Origin of the sequence: Pseudomonas sp. TH41 (assembly GCF_016650695.1) — a bacterium.
Taxonomy (GTDB): Bacteria; Pseudomonadota; Gammaproteobacteria; order Pseudomonadales; family Pseudomonadaceae; genus Aquipseudomonas.
In genome coordinates this window covers 284016-304283 of sequence record NZ_JAEKFH010000007.1, presented here as the reverse complement: position 1 = coordinate 304283, position 20268 = coordinate 284016, and the positions used below count along the sequence as shown (strand labels likewise).

Sequence of the window (20268 nt, the reverse complement as noted above, 5' to 3'; positions counted from 1 at the left end):
CCCCAGCGGCGTGATTTCCCGACCGGTTGCTTGCTGCGCATACTGGCGCACAGACAACGACCGGGCAATCTTTCCCAGCCCGGCGACTCGAGCAAGGATTACCGATGAAAGTCGAACTCGCCCAAATGGCGGGCCGTGACAACGACACGGCTTATAACCTCGAACGCGCTCTGGCGGCCATTGCGGCCTGCGCCGCCGACACGCAACTGATCGTCTTCCCGGAAACCCACCTGATGGGGTTTCCCACCGCCGAAACCGTGGCCCGGACCGCCGAGCCGCTGGACGGGCCCACCGTCAGCGCGGTGCTGGCGGCTGCCCGTGAACGCAACATCGCCGTGGTGATCGGCATGGCCGAGAACGACAACGGCCGTTTCTACAACACCACGCTGCTGCTGACCCCCGAAGGGATCGCGCTGAAATACCGCAAGACGCACCTGTGGGCATCGGATCGCGGCGTGTTCGAGGCCGGCGACCGTTACGCCACGTGTGAGTGGAACGGTGTGCGGATCGGCCTGTTGATCTGCTACGACATCGAGTTCCCGGAAACCGCCCGCGCCCTGGCGCAACTGGGCGCCGAATGGCTGATCGTCACCAACGGCAACATGGACCCTTACGGCCCGACACACCGTACCGCGATCATGGCCAGGGCCCAAGAGAATCAGGCGTTCGCGTTGATGGTCAATCGGGTGGAAGCGGGCGATGACGGGTTGATGTTTGCGGGTAGCAGTGCGCTGGTGGATCCGTTGGGTACGCTGCTGTTCGAAGCCGGACGGGATGAAGGGCAGTTTGCGGTTGAACTGGATTTCAGCCAGTTGGAGGCTGCGCGCAAGGACTATCGGTATCTGGATGATCAGCGGCTGAAGTTGCCGGGGGAGATTGTTGAGCATGCTTGCGGATTGCGTGAGCTGATGATTCCGGCGCGCTGAAGATCAAAAGATCGCAGCCTGCGGCAGCTCCTACAGGGGCTGATCCTGATTCCTCCACAGGGGATCTTCAGCGGACACAAAATGTGTGGACGACAGAAATCAAATGTGGGAGCGAGCCTGCTCGCGATGAGGCCCTGACAGGCGACACATCAATGTCGCCCTGAAAACAAAAACACCAACACAACACCGAAAATTTTTGCCGAACTCGGCTCTGTCATAAATCCAATAAAATTCGGAGTAGTCGCTCATGGCTCATTTGCAACGCACCTTGTCATTAGGGTCGGTGGTGCTGTTTGGCATTGCCTACATGACGCCAATCATTGTGCTCGGCACCTTTGGCATCCTCGCTCAATCCACCGCTGGCATGGTGCCGGCCGCTTACCTTGCGGCGCTGGTGGCGATGTTTTTTACCGCCATGAGCTATGGCCGAATGGCTTCGGCGTTTCCTGTCGCCGGCTCGGCCTACAGCTATGTGCGCAAAGCCATCAGCCCGAAACTCGGCTTCATCGCCGGTTGGGCGGTGCTGCTCGATTACCTGTTCCTGCCCATGGCGATCTGGCTGATCGGCGCGGCCTATCTCAACTCCGCGTTCCCGGCGGTGCCGCAATGGATCTGGGTGCTGGCCTTTATCGGCATCACCAGCGCGATCAATATCGTCGGCCTGAAACTGGCCAATGGCATCAACGCCTTGCTGATGCTGGTGCAGTTCCTGGTGCTGATCGCCTTCGTCGTCCTGTGCGTCCACTACGTCGGTGGCGATGCGAGCACACCGCTGTGGTCGGTCAAACCGTTCTTCAGCGGCGACATGCAGATGCCGCTGATCATGAGCGGCGCGGCCATCGCCTGTTATTCGTTCCTCGGCTTCGATGCGGTCAGCACCCTGACTGAAGAAACCCGCGACCCGCGCCGCACCATTCCTCGGGCGATCATGTTGATTACCTTGATCGGCGGGCTGATCTTCGTGGGTGTGTCGTACTTCGTGCAGATCGCCCATCCGTCGTTCCAGTTCGACAACGTCGACTCGGCGGCTTATGAGATCGCCCGCAACATCGGTGGCGATCTGTTCGTGTCGATCTTCCTGATCGGGCTGATCGTCGGCCAGTTCGCTTCAGGTCTGTCGGCTCAGGCCAGTGGTTCAAGGCTGTTGTTCGCCATGGGCCGCGACGGCGTGCTGCCTAAATCGTTCTTCGGCACCTTGCACGAGCGCTTTGGCACCCCGGTCAACAGCATCCTGTTGTGCGCAGTCGTGGCATTGTTGGCACTGAAGCTGGACGTCACCACCTCGACCTCGTTCATCAATTTCGGCGCGTTCCTCGCGTTCAGCCTGGTCAACCTGTCGGTGATCTTCCATTACTGGATCGGCGGCGAGAAGAAAGGCCTGCGCGATCTGGTGCTGTTCCTGATCTTCCCGTTCATCGGCCTGGCGGCGGACCTGTGGCTGATGGTCAGCCTCGATCACCTGGCGATCTATCTGGGCCTGAGCTGGCTGGCGATTGGCGTGGTGTACCTGGCGGTACTGACCGGCGGCTTCCGCCGCCAGCCACCGGAAATGGATTTTCAGGAAGCCGCATAAATCATATTGCCCCCCTGTAGGAGCTGCCGAAGGCTGCGATCTTTTGATCTTTGGCACATTCCAAAAAGGTCAAAAGATCGCAGCCTTCGGCAGCTCCTACAGGGGCGGGTTCAGGTCGCTGATTTTGTTTGGTGCACCGGTAGCTCAACCCTGAAGGTCGTCCCCACGCCAACTTCACTGCGCACCGTAATATCCCCCCGGTGTTTTTTTACGATGCCATAGGACAGGGACAACCCCAGCCCTGTCCCCTGGCCCACCGGTTTGGTGGTGAAGAACGGGTCGAAGATTTTCAGCAGGCTGTCCGGTGCAATGCCGGAGCCGGTATCTGCGACCTCGATCCACACCGTTTCAGCTTCAAGCCCGGTGCGCAGGGTAAGGGTGCCGCGTTCCGGGCCGATGGCCTGAGAGGCGTTGACGATCAGGTTCATGATCACCTGATTGATTTGCGAAGGCAGGCATTCGATGTCGGGCAGGTCCTGAAATTCCTTGAGCACATCGGCCTTGTATTTGAGTTCATTGGCGACAATGTTCAAGGTCGATTCGATGCCCTGTTGCAGATTGGCCCACTGCCATTCCTGATTGGAGTCCACCCGGGAGAAGTCCTTCAGATCCTTGACGATCTGCCCGACCCGGTTGATGCCGTCCTTGGATTCCTTGATCAGCAGCGGAATGTCCTCGCGAAGAAACTCCAACTCGACCCGTTCGCGCAGTTGGTTCAAACGCTCGATGAGCTCGCTGGAGCCGATCGCCTCTTCCGCATCGCGATAGGCGTCGAGCATTTCCTGCAGTTGTTTAAAGTAGCCATCCAGGGTGCCGAGGTTGGAGGAAATGAAGCCGATGGGGTTGTTGATTTCATGGGCGACGCCAGCCGCGAGTTGCCCCAATGAGGCGAGTTTCTCTGATTGCACCAACTGACTTTCAAGCTGTTTACGCTCGTCGATTTCCCGCTGCAACTCAACGCTGGCGTCTGTGAGCTGGCGGGTTCGGCGTTCGACCATCTGCCCTAAATGGTCCATCTGCACGCTGGCCCGTTCGGTCATGTCCCATTTGGTCAACAGGGTGTTGGCCATCTGCTGGACTTCAATGTTGTCGAACGGTTTTTTCAGAATCAGCAGCCGGTCATGCGCTTTCAAGCGGTCCAGCAGTTCATCCCAGGAATAGTCGGAATAGGCGGTGCACACCACCACTTGCAGGCGCGGGTCGGCCTGCCACAAATGCTCGATGGTTTGCGCACCGTCCCAGCCCTCAGGCATGCGCATGTCGACGAAGGCCAGGGCGTAGGGGCGGTTTTCCTGCAAGGCTTCGTTCAGTTTGCCCAGGCCTTCCTGGCCGCCATAGGCAGAGTCCAGCTCGAACAGCGCACTGGTTGATTTCACTTCACTGCCAAACAGTGTGGCCTCCATCTCGTCCAGTTCCACTGTCTGCTCCGGCGGGGGCGTGAGAATCTTGCGGAAGTCCACGTGAATGGACGGCGTGTCGTCGATCAATAGAATGCGTCGGTTCGAACGCTCGCTCATGCTTCCTCCGGTACGGTTTTCAGCGGGATCTGCAACGTGAACAGCGCACCCTTGCCTGGCCCGTCGCTATGGGCGGTGAGGTGGCCATTCATCTCGATGGCGGCCAGGGCGCAGCTGTGAAGGCCGAAGCCGTGGCCTTCCTTGCGGGTGGTAAACCCGTGCGCAAAGATCCGCGTCATGTTTTCCTCGGCGATGCCCTCGCCGTCGTCCTTGACGCTGACTTGCAGGGTTGTGTCGTTGACGACTTGGACCCCCAGAGTCATTTGTCGCGGGCGGTTGCTGAGGTCGGACATGGCGTATTTGGCGTTGCTGATCAGGTTGATCAGGATCAGCAACAGCCGGTGCTTGTCGCCCATGACTTGCGGCACATCGCTGTACTCCTTGACCACCGTGACGTGGTGCCGGGTCAGTGCGCCGGAGTTCATGCGCAGGGCGTCCTCCAGCAATTCGCTGATATGCAGCGGTTCCATCAGACTGTTGGCGCCCGCGTAGGACTGCTGGGTGGAGACGATGTCCTTGATGTGGTCCACACTTTTCGTCAGCTGGGCCAGTTCGTCGGTCATGCTTTGTTGCTCCAGGGCAATCGCCTCCACCAGTTGGTTCAGGTAACCCGGTAGCAACTTGCCTTTCGCGTCCTCGGTCAGAAAGGTCCCGAGGTCGCCTGGATGATCGTTGATCAGCTGCATGGCCTTGCCCAGGCCTTGCGCTTTGCTGGCGCGCAGTTTGCGGGTCACCAGGTCGGCCGAAATGTTCACACTGTTGAGCACGTTGCCGACGTTGTGCAACACATTGGTGGCGATCTCGGCCATGCCGGCCTGGCGTGCGGTGTCGAGCAGTTCGCTCTGGGTATCCTTGAGTTCGCGGGTGCGCTCTTCAACCCGTAGCTCCAGGTCGTCATTGGCGGTTTGCAGGGCTTTGTTGACGCGATTGATCACCGTGAAACTGCGCATCAGTTGAATCGCCAGGTACACCAGCAACAGCACCAACAGTACGGAAAACACCAGCATGTAGAAGTGATAACGCTGATCGACCGCGTCGGCTTGCTGCTGATCGGTATTCAGCAGGTTGGTAATGTCGTCCAGGCGTTCGGCCACGGGAACGGCTTCGATGTTTTCCAGTAACCGGTTGACCACTGGCTGCTCACGCAGGATCAGTGACATGTGATTGCTCAGAATATCGATCGGATGGTGGAACTGTTCAGGCAGACGCTGTTTGTTCACCCCCAGTTTGTTCAGCCCGAGCAGGATGTCGGCGGCTCTGTCGTCGGAGGTGACCTGAGCGAACTCCAGGCCGCTGAGCAGCAAGTCATACGTGTCGGTGGCGATGTTCTGAAGTTGCAGTTTGTCGCCATCCACCAACCGGGCCAGCTGTTCCTGAATGTCGTCCTCGGCGGTGGGCAGGAACGCCAGCGAGTTGCGCAGCACGGCGTTGTGAGACTTGAACTGCTCCACCAGCCGGGTCTTTTCCTGAATGGCGGTCAGGTATGCATCATGGCTGGCGCGCCAGATGGGCGAGTCGTTGCGGCCATGGTTCGACTCCATCGTGTCGAACCGCTCCCAAAGGCTCGTTATCTCGGTCAGTGGTGAGACCAACGGATCGTAGTTGTGACTGATGGCGATCCGGGCCTTGAGGATCTCGGTTTCCCATTGTGCGTTCAGCTGCTTGATCCGGCCGATCAAGTCCCGGGATTCGGTGTAGGTCGTCGTCTGGTTCGAGCTGGATTTGAGGTACAGGAACAGCAGTACCGAAGCCAGCATCAGGGCCACGACGCCTAGCAACGCCAGGTTGCGGCGGTTAGACGTTTTCATAAGGGCTTGCCTTCCCATTCACCGGTCAGGGTCTTGAGGAATTTGATGATCAGCGTCTTGTCGTCGGCAGAGGGATTACGGCCGAGCTGGAACTTGAACATCACGTCCACCGCGTCCTCGAGGGTTGCGGCCGAACCATCGTGAAAGTACGGCGCGGTCACGGCGACGTTGCGCAGGCTCGGGACCTTGAACACGTTGCGGTCCTCTTCGTCCTTGGTGACCAGATAGCGGCCCAGGTCGGCTTCGGTGGGGTTACCCCGGGCCTTGAAGTAGTCGCCCATGACCCCGAACTTCTGGAACATGTTGCCGCCGATGTTGACGCCCTGATGGCAGGCGATGAAGCCGTAGTCCTTGAAGCGTTGGTAGCCGTACTTCTCGTCGAGGCTGAGGATGTCGGTATTGCCCTGCAGGTATTGGTCGAAACGCGAGTTGGCGCTGATCAGCGTGCGTTCATAGGTGGACAGGGCATTCTGCACATTGTTCATGGTCACGCCGTCCGGGTAGGCGTTGGCGAACGAGGTTTGATACGCCATATCGGCGGTCAACGTCTGCACCACGTGTTCCCAGTTACTGCCCATTTCACTGGGGCTCTGCACTACGTCGTGGATTTGGGTTTCCAGGGTATCGGCGCGGCCGTTCCAGAATTGCCGGAAGTTCAGACTGGCGTTGAACACGCTGGGGGTGTTGATCGTCACCGGAAGGCCGGCGAAGCCGATGGAAAACGCCTTGTTGTCGGCACCGCCGTTTTCCAGTCGATGGCAACTGGCGCAGGACAGACTGCCATTGACTGACAAACGTGTCTCGTTGAACAACTGGCGGCCGAGCTCAACCCGCAGTGGATTCTGCTGGGGCACTGTCGGCAGTGGTTTGAGCGGTTCATCCAGCGGTGCGGCGCCAGCGCTCAGGCAGAGCCCGAACAACGGCGCCAGCAGCAGACGGTGAAAGGAGGACGACATCTGATGATTCCTTGGCGTAGGGCCTGTGTGTCGTTGCGTATCGTTCACGTGGCTGCGGATGAAGAGGACTTCACCGATCCCAGATACCGGACGAAGGCGTCCGGCTCCACCGCTTTGCTGAAGTAGTAACCCTGGCCTTCCTCGCATTGATGAGCCTTGAGGAAATCCAGTTGTTCGAGGGTTTCCACCCCTTCGGCAATGATGGTCAGCTTGAGGCTCCGGCCCAAACTGATGATGGCGCTGACCAGGGCGGCGTCGTTGCTGTCGCTGCTTAAACCGCGAATAAACGACTGGTCGATTTTCAGCACGTCGATAGGAAAGCGCCGCAAGTAACTCAGGCTGGAATAACCGGTACCGAAGTCATCGATGGCCAGTCGCACGCCCATGACTTTGAGCCGGGTCAGCGCGTTCACCGTGGTATCGATGTTCTGCATCAACACGCCTTCGGTGATTTCCAGTTCCAGCAAGGCCGGCTCCAGACCGGTTTGTTTGAGTATCAGTTCGATGCCGTCGACAAAGTCCCGCTGACGGAAATCGATGGCCGACATATTCACCGACATACAGATTTTCGGCAGTCCCGCGGCCTGCCAGGCGCAGGCTTGTCGGCACGCCTCGGCCAGCACCCATTTGCTCAACGGCACGATCAAGCCGCTGTCTTCGGCGACACTGATGAAATCCGATGGGTAGACCAGGCCATGCCCCGGTTTTTGCCAGCGAATCAGCGCCTCGGCACCCACCACCTGGCCACTGCCCAAGTCCAGCTTTGGCTGGTAATGCAGGACAAATTCGTTGCGCTCCAGCGCCAGGCGAATGCCGCTCTCGATGCTTTGCTGATCCCGGGCACGCTGGTTCATTTCGTCGATGAAAAAACTGAAATCGTTCGGGCCGCTTTCCTTGACGTTGCGCATCGCGGTTTCGGCTTTCTTGATCAGCGCGATGGCATCGAAGCCGTCATCCGGGTAAATGCTGATGCCCAGGCTGGCGGTCACGCTCAGGTCGTGGCCGGCAATGTGCTGGGGCGCGCGGATGGCGTTCAAGAGTTTTTCGGCGATGCCCTTGGTTTGCTGGGGGTGGCGGACGTCGGCGAGGATCACCACGAATTCATCGGAACCGTAGCGGAACACCGAGTCGGACTCGCGCACCGTTGCTACCAGGTTGCGCCCGACCTGTTTAAGCATTTCGTCACCGGCAGGATGGCCCAGGGCATTGTTGATGCGCTTGAAGCGATCGAGGCCCAGAAACATCACGGCCAGTTGTTTGTCATGGCGCCGGGACAGGGCCAGGGACTGGTTCAACCGGTCACCGAGCAACGTGCTGTTGGGCAGCTCGGTCAGTACGTCGTACTGCAACAGGTGCGACACCTTGAGCAGTTCGTGGACCCGCGCCTCAATGGTTTGCTCCAGGCTCAGGACCTTCATCGCCGCGTCCTGCGCCATCTGCCATTTCCAGGTCAGGGCACTGGCCATCTGGCGGATTTCCAGGCCGTCGAAGGGCTTTTTCAGCACCAGCAACTGGTCGCCGAACTCCAGCCGTTCGGCCATGTCTTCCCAGGTGTAATCGGAATAGGCCGTGCACAGCGCGATTTGCAGGTGAGGGTCGGCCTTCCACAATTGTTCGATGGTTTCCAGGCCGTCCCAGCCCGGCGGCATGCGCATGTCGGTGAACGCCATGGCATAGGGGCGACCTTCGGCCAGTGCGCGCTTGACCAGTTCGAGGGCTTCCTGCCCCTGATAGGCCGAGTCGAGCTGGAACGTCAGCCGATCAATCTGCACGGTGCCGAACAGGGCTTCTTCCGCGCCGGCCAGGGATTGTTCACCCTCAGTCCCAGCACCGAGAATCTTGCGAAAATCCTCATGAATCGAGGGCGTGTCGTCGATGATCAGGATGCGCCGGTTGGTCCGCACAAAAGGCATTTTCATCCTTTTCCCTCCGTGGAGCGTGCTGGATTGTCCAGGATCGGCCCGATGTCTTGATTCGGGGGCACGATGCTGCCGGCCTTCAGCAGCTCGGCGGCCTGCTGGCTGCTGACCGCTTTGCTGAAGTAGTAACCCTGGGCGTTCATCGGTGAACCGGTGGCCATCAGCGAGCTGCGCTGCTCCTGGGTTTCAACGCCCTCGGCAATGATGCCGATCCCGACGTCACGGGCGAAGTTGATGATGGCGCGCAGGGTGTTGGCGCTGGCCGGATCGCGGGCGGCGGTGTCGATGAAGGCCTGAGCAAGTTTCAGGTGATTGACCTGGTAGGTCTTGAGGTAGTCGAACGAGGAATACTCGGTGCCGAAGTCGTCGATGGCGATCTTCACCCCCAGCTCACGCAGGCGCGGCAGCACATCGTTGTGGGTCCATTTGGTCTGGGCCAGCGTCGCTTCGGTGACGTCGAAGCGCAGGTCCCAGGGGCAGAGCTCCCAGCGTGCGGTGGTGCGCAGCACGTCATAGATCAGTTCCGGGCCACTCTTGAGTTGGGCCAGGGACAGCTTGATCGCAATCACCGGCGGCGCCATGCCTTCATCGCGCCATTGGCGCATTTGCTGACAGGCGCGATCCAGCACCCAGTGACCGAGCGCGACGATGGTGCCGGTCTTTTCCGCAGCGGGCAGGAACGCCGGAGCTTCCAGTAAACCGCGCTCAGGGTGGTTCCAGCTGACCTGAGCTTCCATGCCGAGGATTTTGCCGCTGCTCAGGTCCACTTCCGGCCAGTAATGCAGTTCGAGTTCTTCGTGTTCGATGGCCGCTCTCAAGTCGCTGGCGATGGTCATGCGTTCGACCACCTCCTGATTGATCTCCTCGGAGTGGAAGTGGTACTGGTTGCGACCCTTTTCCTTGGAGCGATACAGCGCCATGTCAGCCTGGGTCAGCAGGCCGTCGGCGCTGGTGCTTTCCGGGGTGCAGATGCTGATGCCGATACTCACCGAGACGCGCACATCATTGCCGGCCAGGGAGTAGGGCAGCACCAGCGTATCGCGGATCTTGGCGGCCAGGGCGGCGGATTGGGTCGGGTCACCGACGTCCAGCTGCAAGATCGCGAACTCGTCACCGCCGAGGCGGGCAACCACATCGTTTGTGCGGACACAGACCTTGATCCGGCGCGCAACCTCTTGCAGCAACAGGTCGCCTACCGGATGGCCGAGGGTATCGTTGATGCGTTTGAAGTGATCCAGGTCCAGGTAAAACATCGCGAACGGTGCCGCGCCCCGACGAGCAGCGGCGAATGCCTGGTGCAACCGCTCGATCAGCGTCGCACGATTGGTCAGTCCGGTGAGCCCGTCCGTGCGGGCCAGCAGGGCGATTTTCTCCTCGGCCAGTTTGCGTTCGGTGATGTCGATGATGATGCCTTCGACTTCCAGCAAGCGGCCTTCATCGTCGCGCACCGGGATGTAGCGGTTTTCGACCCAGCGCCAGGCCCCTTCGCCCGTACGCATCCGAAACTCGATGGAGGCGCCCGCCGCATGACGGTCCAGCACCCGGGCCATGGCGGTGTCGACCTTCGTTTGATCTTCGGGATGGATCAGTTCCTGGGCCCAGTCGGCCGAGGCCACGAGGTTCGCTGCGATGTGACCGTATTTGGTGATGTTGTGCGAGATGTACATCAGCGGAAACGACGGCTCGCCCCGCAACCGATACAGAATGGTCGGGCTGTTCTGCACAATGATGTTGGCATCGGACAGCTCGCGGGTGCGCTCCTCGACCGCTTGTTCCAGCAGCGACATTTTCAGCGCCGCGTCTTCGGTCATTTGCCACTTGACCGTCAGTGCACTGGCCATCTGGCGGATTTCGATGGCATCGAAGGGCTTTTTGAGAATCAGCAAGCGATCGCCCAGTTCCAGGCGTTCGTCGATGTCTTCCCAGGAGTAGTCGGAATAAGCAGTGCAAAGTGCCACTTGCAGCTTGGGATCGGCCTGCCACAGCCGTGCGATCGTTTCCAGCCCGTCCCAGCCCGGCGGCATGCGCATGTCGATGAAAGCCATTGCGTAGGGCATGTCGTTGGCCAACGCCGTCTCGACCTTGTCCAGGGCTTCGAGGCCCTGAAACGCCGAGTCGAGTATGAAGCTTTGCAGCGACAGCGCCGCAGGGGTGCCGAACAGGGCGTTTTCGGCGCTGATCAGACTGTCGTCATCGATTGATGGCGGACTGAGGATCTTGACAAAGTCCGCATGAATCGAAGCAGTGTCATCGACGATAAGAATCCGCCGGTTGGTCCGCGCCAGCAGCGTATTTAGCGACATACGCCGGTACCGGCAGCAGTATGGTGCGGTGTTCTCATTGGGGGCTTCCTTTCCCTGACCACCTGGCCGAACGTACAGATTATGGATCCGAGTTACCTGAGCATAGTCCTCTGTCCAGCACTTCGCGCAATTGAATGAGCTGAATCATTTCCGTTGGCGGGCTGAAAATCATCTAGCCTGTAGGTCAGGCTCCGGCAATAGGGGATGTTTGTCGGGTCCTGCCATAACGATGTGCCCGTTTCACTTGAGGTGACGCCATGGAAGAGCAACTCCCCACTACTTTGAACGATAAACCCAAGGTGCTGCTGGTCGATGACGAGGAATCAATCCTCAACAGCCTGCGTCGCCTGTTACGCGGGCAGCCCTACGAGGTGCTGCTGGCCACCAGCGGTGCCCAGGCGCTGGAGATCATGGAGCAACAGTCCATCGATCTGGTGGTGACCGACGCACGCATGCCCAACATGGACGGCGCCACGCTGCTGGCCCACATCCATCGGCTTTATCCGACGACCACCCGCATTCTGCTCACGGGCTACGCGGACATGCCGACGATCATCAAGGCCATCAACGAAGGGCAGATTCACCGCTACATCAGCAAACCCTGGAACGACGAGGAAATGCTCCTGACCTTGCGCCAGGCCCTGGCTCATCAACATTCCGAGCGCGAACGCCAGCGCCTGGAGAAATTGGCCCGGCTGCAGAACGACCAGTTGAAGTCGCTCAACATCACCCTGGAAAAACACGTCGCCGCCCGCACCTCCGAACTCCAGCAGACCGCCGACATGCTCGACCTGGCCTACGAAGAACTCAAGCGCAGCTATGTCACCGGCACCGAGGTGTTCTCGCTGCTGGCCAACCTGCGCTTGCCGCCAGCCAAACAGACCAACCGCCAGATCATCGAACTGGTGCGGGTCTACTGCAAGCTTCATGGCCTGGACGAGGGCACCAGTCGCGACCTGGCCATGGCCGCGGCGCTCTACAACATTGGCAAGCTGAGCTGGACCGACAGCATGATGACCGCCCCCGCGGACCTGCTGCACCACAACGATCGGGAGCACTATCGCGGTTATCCCAAGCAGAGCGAATCGCTGTTGATGACGCTCGACCCGATGAAAGACGCCGCCCGTCTGATTCTTCATCACCAGGAGCGCTGGGATGGCAGCGGCTTTCCCGACCGGCTCAAGGGCGAGGCGATTCCGTTCGGTTCACGCCTGCTGAAACTGGCGGTGGATTTCATCGAGTTGCAGCGCGGGCTGATCCTTGAGCGGCTGATGAACAGCGATGAAGCACTGGTCTACATCCGCAGCTATGCCGGGCGACTCTACGATCCTGAACTGGTGGAGGATTTCATCCAGGTCTGCGTCGCGTACCTGAGCGATGTCTCGTTGGCCGATCCGTCGGTCAAGGTGCTGACCACCCGGGAACTGACGGCGGGCATGATCCTGGCGCGCAACCTCAATGCCGACAACGGCATGCTGCTGCTCAATGCCGGCAAGGTGTTGAATGGGCCGCTGGTGGAGAAGTTGATCGCCTTCGAAGCCATGGAAGGTGCGAAATACAGCATTTTTGTGAAGGTGCCGGAAGACGTTGCGATTCTCGAGGCCAGTTAATTTTTCCAGACGCTACACAACCCCCCTGTGGGAGCGAGCTTGCTCGCGATGGCGGAGTGTCAGTCAATATAGATGTTGAATGTTGAACCGCTATCGCGAGCAAGCTCGCTCCCACAAGGGTTGGGCAGTGCTCTGCAGAGATTTTTCCGGCGTGACGACGCACCGGGACTCATGTGATCCTTGCGCCTTTTCCCCAAGGCCAATCCTGATCCATGACCCTTTCTTCCGCTGCTTCGCCCCGTCTCATTCGCATCGCCGCCGCCCTGTTGATCGGTCCCGACGGCCGCACCTTGCTGGTCCGCAAACGCGGCACCGAAGCCTTCATGCAACCCGGCGGCAAGATCGAAGCCCATGAACAGCCGGTCCACGCCCTGGCCCGTGAACTGGAAGAAGAATTGGGGTTGGTGATCGATCCGGCGTGCGCTACCTACCTGGGGCAATTCTCGGCACCGGCCGCCAACGAACCGGGTTTTGTCGTGCAGGCCGAACTTTTTCAGCTGACGATTGATTCGCACGTATCACCGGCGGCAGAGATCGAAGAGGTGCGCTGGATTGACCCGGCCACCGACGGTGATGTCACGCTGGCGCCATTGACACGGGACCTGATCCTGCCGTTTTATCGAGCCTCGTTAAGCGCGACCGCTTGATCATCTCTGGACCAAAGGACAGCCCCCCATGATCCCGCTTCAAGACGTGCTGATTTTCGCCGCTGCCGCATTGTTGATGGTGCTGACGCCGGGGCCGAACATGATCTATCTGATCTCCCGTTCGATCTGCCAGGGGCGCAAGGCCGGAGTGACCTCGTTGCTCGGTGTGGTCGCGGGTTTTTTCGTGCATCTTTTCGCCGCCGCCGCCGGTTTGACCGCCGTGTTCCTGGCGGTGCCGATGGCGTATGAAGTGTTGAAGTGGGCCGGTGCGCTGTACCTGCTATGGCTGGCCTGGCAAGCGGTCAAACCGGGTGCGCGCTCGCCGTTCGAAGCGCAGCAGTTACCGCCGGATTCGTCGCGCAAACTGATCACCATGGGGTTTCTGACCAGCGCGCTGAACCCGAAAATCGCGGTGTTTTATCTGTCGGTGTTTCCCCAGTTCATCACGCCTGAGCACGGTTCGGTGTTTACCCAAAGCCTCATTCTTGGCCTGACGCAGATCAGCGTCAGTTTCTGCGTCAACCTGCTGATTGCCTTGTTTGCGGCGGGCATCGCCTCGTGGTTCGTCAAGAACCCGACCTGGCTGGCGGTGCAGCGTTACTTCATGGGCTTTGTACTGTCTGCGCTGGCGGTGCGCCTGATGCTTGAGCAACGAAGGGCGGCTTGAGCATGTGGATCGAACGGCTTGATGCCAGCCATGCCCTGGACTATCGGGCGCTGATGCTCGAAGCCTATGACCTGCATCCCCAGGCGTTTACCTCCAGCGTGCGCGAGCGCGCCGCGATGCCGCTGAGCTGGTGGGAATCACGCCTGACCAGCAAGCTGGAGGTGGTGCTCGGGGCGTTTGAAGAGGGCAAGCTGGCGGGCATCGTCGGGTTGGCCTTCGAGCCTCGGGAAAAGGCCCGGCACAAAGCGACCCTGTTTGGCATGTACGTGTCCGGCAAGGTTCGACAGCGTGGGCTCGGTTATCAACTGGTGCAAGTGGCTCTGACGCAAGCGCAAACCCATCCAGGCCTGAAGCTGATCCAGCTGACCGTCACTGCCGGCAACGAAGCCGCATTAAACCTCTACCAGCGCTGCGGCTTCATCCAGTTCGGCCTCGAACCGCTGGCTGTGCGGGTGGGCGAAGACTACTTCGACAAAATCCACATGTGGCGCGAACTCTAAACCCACCACGCCCTTGTAGGAGCGAGCTTGCTCGCGATAAACCTGAAGGCAGCGCATTTTTCCAGACAGCACGCGTCACCGTTCACGCCCATCGCGAGCAAGCTCGCTCCTACAGGGAATCAGCGTACGGCGCTGACACCGTCCAGTGTCGAAAACGATGTGTCCTTGGCCGTCAGCAAAAAGTCGCGCATGTACGGTGCATCCAGCATGTCGGCGCGAATCCCCGCATACAGCGTCGCAAACAACCCTTTCTCACCCAGCCGCTTGGCCTTCACGTAACCCCGTGAGCTGTATTCATGCAGCGCCCAATGGGGCATGCCGCACACGCCGCGACCACTGGCCACCAGTTGCATCATCATCACCGTCAGTTCCGAGGTGCGGACCTGCGCCGGTTCAATGTCTGCCGGTTCAAGGAAGCGGGTAAAGATATCCAGTCGATCACGTTCTACCGGGTAGGTGATCAGCGTTTCCGTGAGCAGGTCTTCCGGGACGATGTAGGCCTTGCTCGCCAAACGGTGCTGGTTGGCCACGGCGAGCATCGCTTCGTAGGTGAACAACGGCACATAGGTGATACCCGCCAGCTCCAGCGGATCGGACGTCACCACCAGGTCCAGATCACCACGGGCCAGCGCCGGCAGCGGGGCGAAGGAAAAGCCCGAGGCCAGATCCAGCTCGACTTCCGGCCAGGCATCACGGAACTGGTCGATAGTCGGCATCAGCCATTGAAAGCAACTGTGGCACTCGATCGCCATGTGCAGGCGCCCGGCGGTGCCACCGGCCAGCCGCGCAATATCGCGCTCGGCGCCACGCAGCAGCGGCAGGGTGGCGTCGGCCAGTTGCAGCAGGCGCAAACCGGCGCTGGTGAAACGCACCGGTTTGGTCTTGCGCACAAACAACGGCATGCCCATGCGCTCCTCCAGTTCCTTGAACTGGTGGGACAGGGCGGACTGCGTCAGGTGCAACCGGTCGGCGGCATCGACTAGGCTGTCGGCTTCGCGCAAGGCGTGCAGGGTCTTCAGGTGACGGATTTCAAGCACCGGATGGCTCCATGAGGAAAACTTGTGATCAACACGAAAAGGTTGAGTTTGTCTCATGTTGGGTTGGGTGTCGACAATAGCGCCATGTTTTACACCATCTTTGAAAGAGAGCATTCACCATGGCCCTGGCCCACACACTTGGTTTCCCACGCATCGGCGCGGACCGCGAACTGAAAAAAGCCCTCGAATCCTACTGGAAGGGCGATCTCGATCAGGATGCGCTGCACAGTGTCGGCCGCCAACTGCGCGCCACCCACTGGCAATTGCAGAAAGACGCCGGCATCGACCTGCTGCCGGTCGGCGACTTTGCCTGGTACGACCAGGTCCTGACGCATTCCCTGACCTTCGGTGTGATCCCCGAGCGTTTTCACAGCACCCAGGATGCCAACGGCCTGCCGACCCTCGACACGCTGTTCGCCATGGCCCGAGGCGCCACGGCGGCATGTTGCGGCGGCGAACATGCCACGGCGCAATACGCTCAGGAACTGACCAAGTGGTTCGACACCAACTACCACTATCTGGTCCCGGAATTCAGCGCTGACCAGCCATTCAAGCTGAGCTGGGAACAGCTGTTCGACGAAGTCGAAGAAGCCAAGGCCCTGGGCCATAACGTCAAACCGGTGATCATCGGCCCGCTGACTTACCTGTGGCTGGGCAAGGCCAAAGGCAACGACTTCGACAAGCTCGACCTGCTGGAGCGTCTGCTGCCGGTCTACAACGAAATCCTCGGTCGCCTCGCGGCCCAAGGCGTTGAGTGGGTGCAGATCGACGAACCGATCCTGACCCTCGACCTGCCGCAAGCCTGGAAAAATGCCTTCGAACGCGCCTACCACATCCTTCAATACTCGCCGCTGAAGAAACTGGTAGCGACCTACTTCAGTGGCCTGGAAGACAACCTCGGCCTGGCCGTCGGTTTGCCGGTGCAGGGTTTGCACATCGACGCGGTGCGCGCACCGGACCAACTGGGCCAGGTGCTGGACCGTCTGCCGACCTACAAGATTCTTTCGGTGGGGCTGGTCAACGGTCGTAACGTCTGGCGCTGCGAACTGGAGCCGGTGCTGGCGCAACTGCAATTTGCCCAGGAACGCTTTGGCGACAACCTGTGGGTCAGCAGTTCCTGTTCGCTGCTGCACAGCCCGGTGGACCTGGATCGTGAAGACAAACTCGACCCGGAACTGAAAAGCTGGCTCGCCTTCGCCGTGCAAAAGTGTGGCGAAATCGCCGTGCTGCGCGATGCCCTCAACGACCCGCAATCGCCCAGGGTGCAAGCCGCGCTGGCCGAAAGCCGTGCCATTGCGGCCCGTCGCGCCGAATCGCCACGCATTCACAAATCCGCCGTGCAGGCGCGTATCGCGGCGATCAGCGCAACGGACAGCCAACGCCATTCGCCATTTGCCACACGCATCGAGCAGCAGCGTGCGCGCTTGAAACTGCCGGCGTTCCCGACCACCACCATCGGCTCGTTCCCGCAAACCGGCTCGATCCGTCTGGCGCGTCTGGCGTTCAAGCAAGGCAAGCTGTCGGCCAACGACTACACCGATGCCATGCACAGCGAAATTCGCCATGCCGTGCAGGTCCAGGAACGCCTGGGGCTGGACGTGTTGGTGCACGGTGAAGCCGAGCGCAACGACATGGTCGAATACTTCGCCGAGCAGCTTGATGGTTATGCCTTCACCCGGTTCGGCTGGGTGCAGAGCTACGGTTCCCGTTGTGTGAAACCGGCAATCATCTACGGCGACCTGAGCCGCCCGAACGCCATGACTGTCGACTGGATCACTTATGCACAGAGCCTGACCGACAAGGTCATGAAAGGCATGCTCACCGGTCCTGTGACGATGCTGATGTGGTCGTTCCCGCGCGAAGACGTTTCACGCAAAGTCCAGGCGCAGCAATTGGCATTGGCCCTGCGTGACGAAGTGCTGGACCTGGAAACCGCCGGGATCAAAATCGTGCAGATCGACGAAGCGGCCTTCCGCGAAGGCTTGCCGCTGCGCCGTGCGCAATGGCCGGAATACCTCGACTGGGCGGTGGAAGCGTTCCGCCTGAGCGCCGCCGGCGTACGTGACGAAACCCAGATCCACACCCACATGTGCTACAGCGAATTCAATGATGTGATCGAGGCCATCGCGGCGATGGACGCTGACGTGATCACCATTGAAACCTCGCGTTCCGATATGGAATTGCTGGAGGCCTTCGAAGCGTTCGATTACCCGAACGACATCGGTCCGGGCGTCTACGACATCCATTCGCCACGGGTGCCGGATACGGCTGAGATGGTCGCGTTGATGAGTAAAGCCGTGAAGCGCATTCCGGCCGATCGGCTTTGGGTCAACCCGGATTGCGGATTGAAAACCCGGGCCTGGCCGGAGACTGAGGCGGCGCTGGTGAACATGGTCGCGGCGGCACGGCAGCTGCGCAGCCAGTTGGCTTAAAGGAAAATCAAAAGATCGCAGCCTGCGGCAGCTCCTACAGGTGTACATAAATCTGTGTAGGAGCTGCCGCAGGCTGCGATCTTTTTGCTTTGGTAAATGACCGTTCAGCACTCTTCATCAAACTGTCACGCAACTGTGGCAGCGCGCTTGAACAAACTTCATCAGACTCGCGCTCTACTGGGGTTCTGCGTTTCGGTGTTTTTCATGCGTGCGTCTTTTTTATCGAGAGCCATTTTTCTGGCCGCGTTGTTGTTTAGCCTGCCGTCGTTGGCGGCGTCTCGTTGTGATGTGAATGTTCCGACCGAACGGGTTGACCTGGCGCAGGTGAGCCTCGCGTATCAAAGCATCGGTCGCGCGTCGGACCCGGCGTTGTTGCTGGTGATGGGCCTGGGCGGGCAGTTGATCCACTGGCCGGACGAAGTCGTCGTCGCGTTGTGTCAGCAGGGTTTTCGGGTGATTCGTTATGACAATCGCGATGTCGGCTTGTCGACCTGGCGGCAAGCGCCCATCGACGCCAACCTGACCTTCGAAGTGCTGCGCTACAAACTGGGTTTGCCGGTGTCTGCGCCGTACACCCTCACCGACATGGCGGACGATGCGTTCGGATTGATGGATGCCTTGCACGTCGAGCAATTCCACGTGCTGGGCGCCAGCATGGGCGGAATGATCGCCCAGCACATGGCGGCCATGGCCCCGCAGCGTGTGGAAAGTCTGACCTTGATCATGACCAGTTCCGGGGCCGAAGGACTGCCGGCGCCGAGTGCGGCATTGCTGCAGTTGCTCGCGCGCCGTGGCGCACCGAATCGTGAAGTGGCGCTGGAGCAGCAGGCCGACTTGCTGGCCGCGTTGGGTAGCCCGACGGTCAGCGATGATCGGCAGGCGCTGCTGCATCAGGCGGCGCTGTCCTATGACCGGGCATTCAACCCCGAAGGCGTGAAGCGCCAGATCATGGCGATCCTCGCCGAGCCGAGCCGGGTGGCGCTGCTCAATCAACTGCGTGTGCCGACCCTGGTGGTCCACGGCACTGCCGATCCGCTATTGCCGGTGATGCACGGCGTACACCTGGCGGCGCATATCCGTGGCAGTCAGTTAAAGCTGATTCCGGGGTTGGCCCACCGTTTCCAGGAGGCGTTCAAGGCGCCCTTGCTGGCGGCGGTGTTGCCTTACTTGCAGGCTCATCGCGAAGACACCTCTCATTGGGCGCAGATTGAACCGCTACCGGCACCGAACCTTCTGTAACATTGCAAATCCATTGTAGGAGCGAGCTTGCTCGCGATGGTGTGTCAGTCGACATCAATGCAGCTGGCCCACCATCGCGAGCAAGCTCGCTCCTACACGGCGTGTTCAGCCTGCGAGGTGTGTGATGAGTACCCCCTTGAAAATCGATTTCGTCAGCGACGTGTCCTGCCCCTGGTGCGTCGTCGGCTTGTATGGCCTGACCCGGGCCCTGGATCTATTGGGTGACGAAGTGCAGGCAGAGATTCGTTTTCAGCCGTTCGAGCTGAACCCGAAGATGGGCCCTGAAGGGCAGAACATTACCGAGCACATCACTGAGAAGTACGGCTCGACGCCCGAGCAGTCGCAGAAAAACCGCGAGATGATCCGCGCGCGTGGCGCCGAGGTCGGGTTTGCCTTTCGCACAGACGGCAACAGCCGTATCTACAACACCTTCGATGCTCACCGTTTGTTGTACTGGGCGGGGCTGGAAGGGTTGCAGTTCAATCTGAAGGAAGCCTTGTTCAAGGCGTACTTCACGGACGGCGGCAATCCGTCCGACCCCGGTCAGCTGGCGCAGATTGCGCAAAGTGTTGGCCTGGACCGGCAGCGGGCCGAGGCGATTCTGGCGTCGGACGAGTTCGCCAAAGAGGTGCGCGAGGAAGAGCAGTTGTGGCTGTCCCGTGGCGTGAGTTCGGTACCGACCGTGGTCTTCAATGGACAATACGCGGTCAGTGGCGGGCAACCGGTGGAAACGTTTGTCGGGGCAATTCGGCAAATCATGAGTGAGGTGAAGGGCGGAACGGTCAGCTGAGGGATTTCAGTCGGCAAAAAAGTGATGTTTTTTTGTGGCGAGGGAGCTTGCTCCCTCGCCACAGTGGTTTCTTTCGTTCACCTCATGGCCGTTGCGCTACTCGAGCGGATCGAGTTGATCCAGCGCCCGGTTCACCGCCAGTTCACCGAGCATGATGACTTGCGCGATACCCAGTAAAGAATTGCGACTCGGCCCCTCCATATGATCCGCCAGGTCTATGGTCATGACATTGGCCGAGCAAGTCCAAGATGTCCATGAGAGGTCTCCGCAAGTAAATGAGAACCCCGGTAAGTTTAGATGTAGCGGGGTTCCCGTACTGGGCTGACCATCTCATTAGGGTGGTG

General features: G+C 59.9%; 15 protein-coding genes and 1 pseudogene. 9 read left to right on the top strand and 7 right to left on the bottom strand.

The features are described from left to right. Positions 1-104 precede the first annotated feature (104 nt). Positions 105-926: a carbon-nitrogen hydrolase family protein gene (locus tag JFU37_RS28385; RefSeq protein ID WP_201120445.1), complete on the top strand. Its 822-nt coding sequence runs from the start codon at positions 105-107 to the stop codon at positions 924-926. Positions 927-1173: 247 nt separating this feature from the next. Further along, complete coding sequence (locus tag JFU37_RS28380) at positions 1174-2499, top strand: APC family permease (RefSeq protein WP_201120444.1); 1326 nt, start codon at positions 1174-1176, stop codon at positions 2497-2499. A gap of 110 nt (positions 2500-2609) precedes the next feature. Here JFU37_RS28380 and JFU37_RS28375 read toward each other — a convergent pair whose 3' ends face one another. Genes JFU37_RS28375 through JFU37_RS28355 form a run of 5 tightly spaced genes read right to left on the bottom strand, consistent with a single transcriptional unit; the run spans position 2610 to position 11002 of the window. Beyond that, entirely contained in the window at positions 2610-4016 is a 1407-nt protein-coding gene (locus JFU37_RS28375; protein WP_201120443.1) for an ATP-binding protein, read from the bottom strand. Continuing rightward, positions 4013-5824, bottom strand: a complete 1812-nt coding sequence (locus JFU37_RS28370) for a DAHL domain-containing protein (RefSeq protein ID WP_201120442.1) — start codon at positions 5822-5824, stop codon at positions 4013-4015. The genes JFU37_RS28375 and JFU37_RS28370 overlap by 4 nt, the downstream gene beginning before the upstream one ends. Continuing rightward, entirely contained in the window at positions 5821-6780 is a 960-nt protein-coding gene (locus JFU37_RS28365) for a cytochrome-c peroxidase (RefSeq protein ID WP_201120441.1), read from the bottom strand. The genes JFU37_RS28370 and JFU37_RS28365 overlap by 4 nt, the downstream gene beginning before the upstream one ends. 44 nt (positions 6781-6824) lie before the next feature. Beyond that, complete coding sequence (locus JFU37_RS28360) at positions 6825-8699, bottom strand: putative bifunctional diguanylate cyclase/phosphodiesterase (RefSeq protein ID WP_201120440.1); 1875 nt, start codon at positions 8697-8699, stop codon at positions 6825-6827. Beyond that, positions 8696-11002 carry an EAL domain-containing protein gene (locus tag JFU37_RS28355; RefSeq protein WP_201120439.1) on the bottom strand — a complete coding sequence of 769 codons (2307 nt, stop codon included), beginning with the start codon at positions 11000-11002 and terminating at the stop codon, positions 8696-8698. Before JFU37_RS28355 ends, JFU37_RS28360 begins: the two co-directional genes overlap by 4 nt. A 257-nt stretch (positions 11003-11259) precedes the next feature. On the opposite strand from JFU37_RS28355, the gene JFU37_RS28350 reads away from it, so the two are divergent. The 4 genes from JFU37_RS28350 (at position 11260) to JFU37_RS28335 (ending at position 14426) form a co-directional block, all read left to right on the top strand. After that, positions 11260-12612, top strand: coding sequence for an HD domain-containing phosphohydrolase (locus tag JFU37_RS28350; RefSeq protein WP_201120438.1), 1353 nt, complete (start codon positions 11260-11262; stop codon positions 12610-12612). A gap of 212 nt (positions 12613-12824) precedes the next feature. Beyond that, entirely contained in the window at positions 12825-13259 is a 435-nt protein-coding gene (locus tag JFU37_RS28345) for an NUDIX hydrolase (RefSeq protein WP_201120437.1), read from the top strand. Positions 13260-13287: 28 nt separating this feature from the next. Further along, on the top strand, positions 13288-13926 hold the full coding sequence (locus JFU37_RS28340; RefSeq protein ID WP_201120436.1) for a LysE family translocator: 639 nt from the start codon (positions 13288-13290) through the stop codon (positions 13924-13926). A gap of 2 nt (positions 13927-13928) precedes the next feature. Further along, entirely contained in the window at positions 13929-14426 is a 498-nt protein-coding gene (locus JFU37_RS28335) for a GNAT family N-acetyltransferase (protein WP_201120497.1), read from the top strand. Between the two features lie 119 nt (positions 14427-14545). Here JFU37_RS28335 and metR read toward each other — a convergent pair whose 3' ends face one another. Next, positions 14546-15463 carry a transcriptional regulator MetR gene (gene metR / locus JFU37_RS28330; protein ID WP_008155262.1) on the bottom strand — a complete coding sequence of 306 codons (918 nt, stop codon included), beginning with the start codon at positions 15461-15463 and terminating at the stop codon, positions 14546-14548. Positions 15464-15582: 119 nt separating this feature from the next. On the opposite strand from metR, the gene metE reads away from it, so the two are divergent. From metE to JFU37_RS28315, 3 genes are all read left to right on the top strand, one after another. Next, positions 15583-17895 (top strand): 5-methyltetrahydropteroyltriglutamate--homocysteine S-methyltransferase, encoded by a 2313-nt coding sequence (metE, locus tag JFU37_RS28325; protein WP_201120435.1) that lies wholly within the window; start codon positions 15583-15585, stop codon positions 17893-17895. Between the two features lie 204 nt (positions 17896-18099). Continuing rightward, positions 18100-19134 carry an alpha/beta fold hydrolase gene (locus JFU37_RS28320; RefSeq protein WP_201120434.1) on the top strand — a complete coding sequence of 345 codons (1035 nt, stop codon included), beginning with the start codon at positions 18100-18102 and terminating at the stop codon, positions 19132-19134. Positions 19135-19258: 124 nt separating this feature from the next. Next, a complete protein-coding gene (locus JFU37_RS28315) occupies positions 19259-19924 on the top strand; it encodes a DsbA family oxidoreductase (protein WP_201120433.1) in 666 nt (221 codons plus the stop codon). A 96-nt stretch (positions 19925-20020) separates the two neighbouring features. On the opposite strand, the pseudogene JFU37_RS31095 reads toward JFU37_RS28315, so the two are convergent. Beyond that, positions 20021-20161, bottom strand: a pseudogene (locus tag JFU37_RS31095) (DUF6124 family protein); the annotation flags it as partial. Between the last annotated feature and the right edge of the window lie 107 nt (positions 20162-20268).

Bases quoted from the DNA above. Each gene is read 5' to 3' on its own strand.
- JFU37_RS28365 (WP_201120441.1), bottom strand. From the start codon at position 6,780: ATGTCGTCCTCCTTTCACCGTCTGCTGCTGGCGCCGTTGTTCGGGCTC.
- JFU37_RS28320 (WP_201120434.1), top strand. From the start codon at position 18,100: ATGCGTGCGTCTTTTTTATCGAGAGCCATTTTTCTGGCCGCGTTGTTG.
- JFU37_RS28335 (WP_201120497.1), top strand. From the start codon at position 13,929: ATGTGGATCGAACGGCTTGATGCCAGCCATGCCCTGGACTATCGGGCG.
- JFU37_RS28355 (WP_201120439.1), bottom strand. From the start codon at position 11,002: ATGTCGCTAAATACGCTGCTGGCGCGGACCAACCGGCGGATTCTTATC.
- JFU37_RS28385 (WP_201120445.1), top strand. From the start codon at position 105: ATGAAAGTCGAACTCGCCCAAATGGCGGGCCGTGACAACGACACGGCT.
- JFU37_RS28360 (WP_201120440.1), bottom strand. From the start codon at position 8,699: ATGAAAATGCCTTTTGTGCGGACCAACCGGCGCATCCTGATCATCGAC.
- JFU37_RS28315 (WP_201120433.1), top strand. From the start codon at position 19,259: ATGAGTACCCCCTTGAAAATCGATTTCGTCAGCGACGTGTCCTGCCCC.
- metE (WP_201120435.1), top strand. From the start codon at position 15,583: ATGGCCCTGGCCCACACACTTGGTTTCCCACGCATCGGCGCGGACCGC.
- JFU37_RS28375 (WP_201120443.1), bottom strand. From the start codon at position 4,016: ATGAGCGAGCGTTCGAACCGACGCATTCTATTGATCGACGACACGCCG.
- JFU37_RS28370 (WP_201120442.1), bottom strand. From the start codon at position 5,824: ATGAAAACGTCTAACCGCCGCAACCTGGCGTTGCTAGGCGTCGTGGCC.
- JFU37_RS28380 (WP_201120444.1), top strand. From the start codon at position 1,174: ATGGCTCATTTGCAACGCACCTTGTCATTAGGGTCGGTGGTGCTGTTT.
- JFU37_RS28350 (WP_201120438.1), top strand. From the start codon at position 11,260: ATGGAAGAGCAACTCCCCACTACTTTGAACGATAAACCCAAGGTGCTG.
- JFU37_RS28345 (WP_201120437.1), top strand. From the start codon at position 12,825: ATGACCCTTTCTTCCGCTGCTTCGCCCCGTCTCATTCGCATCGCCGCC.
- JFU37_RS28340 (WP_201120436.1), top strand. From the start codon at position 13,288: ATGATCCCGCTTCAAGACGTGCTGATTTTCGCCGCTGCCGCATTGTTG.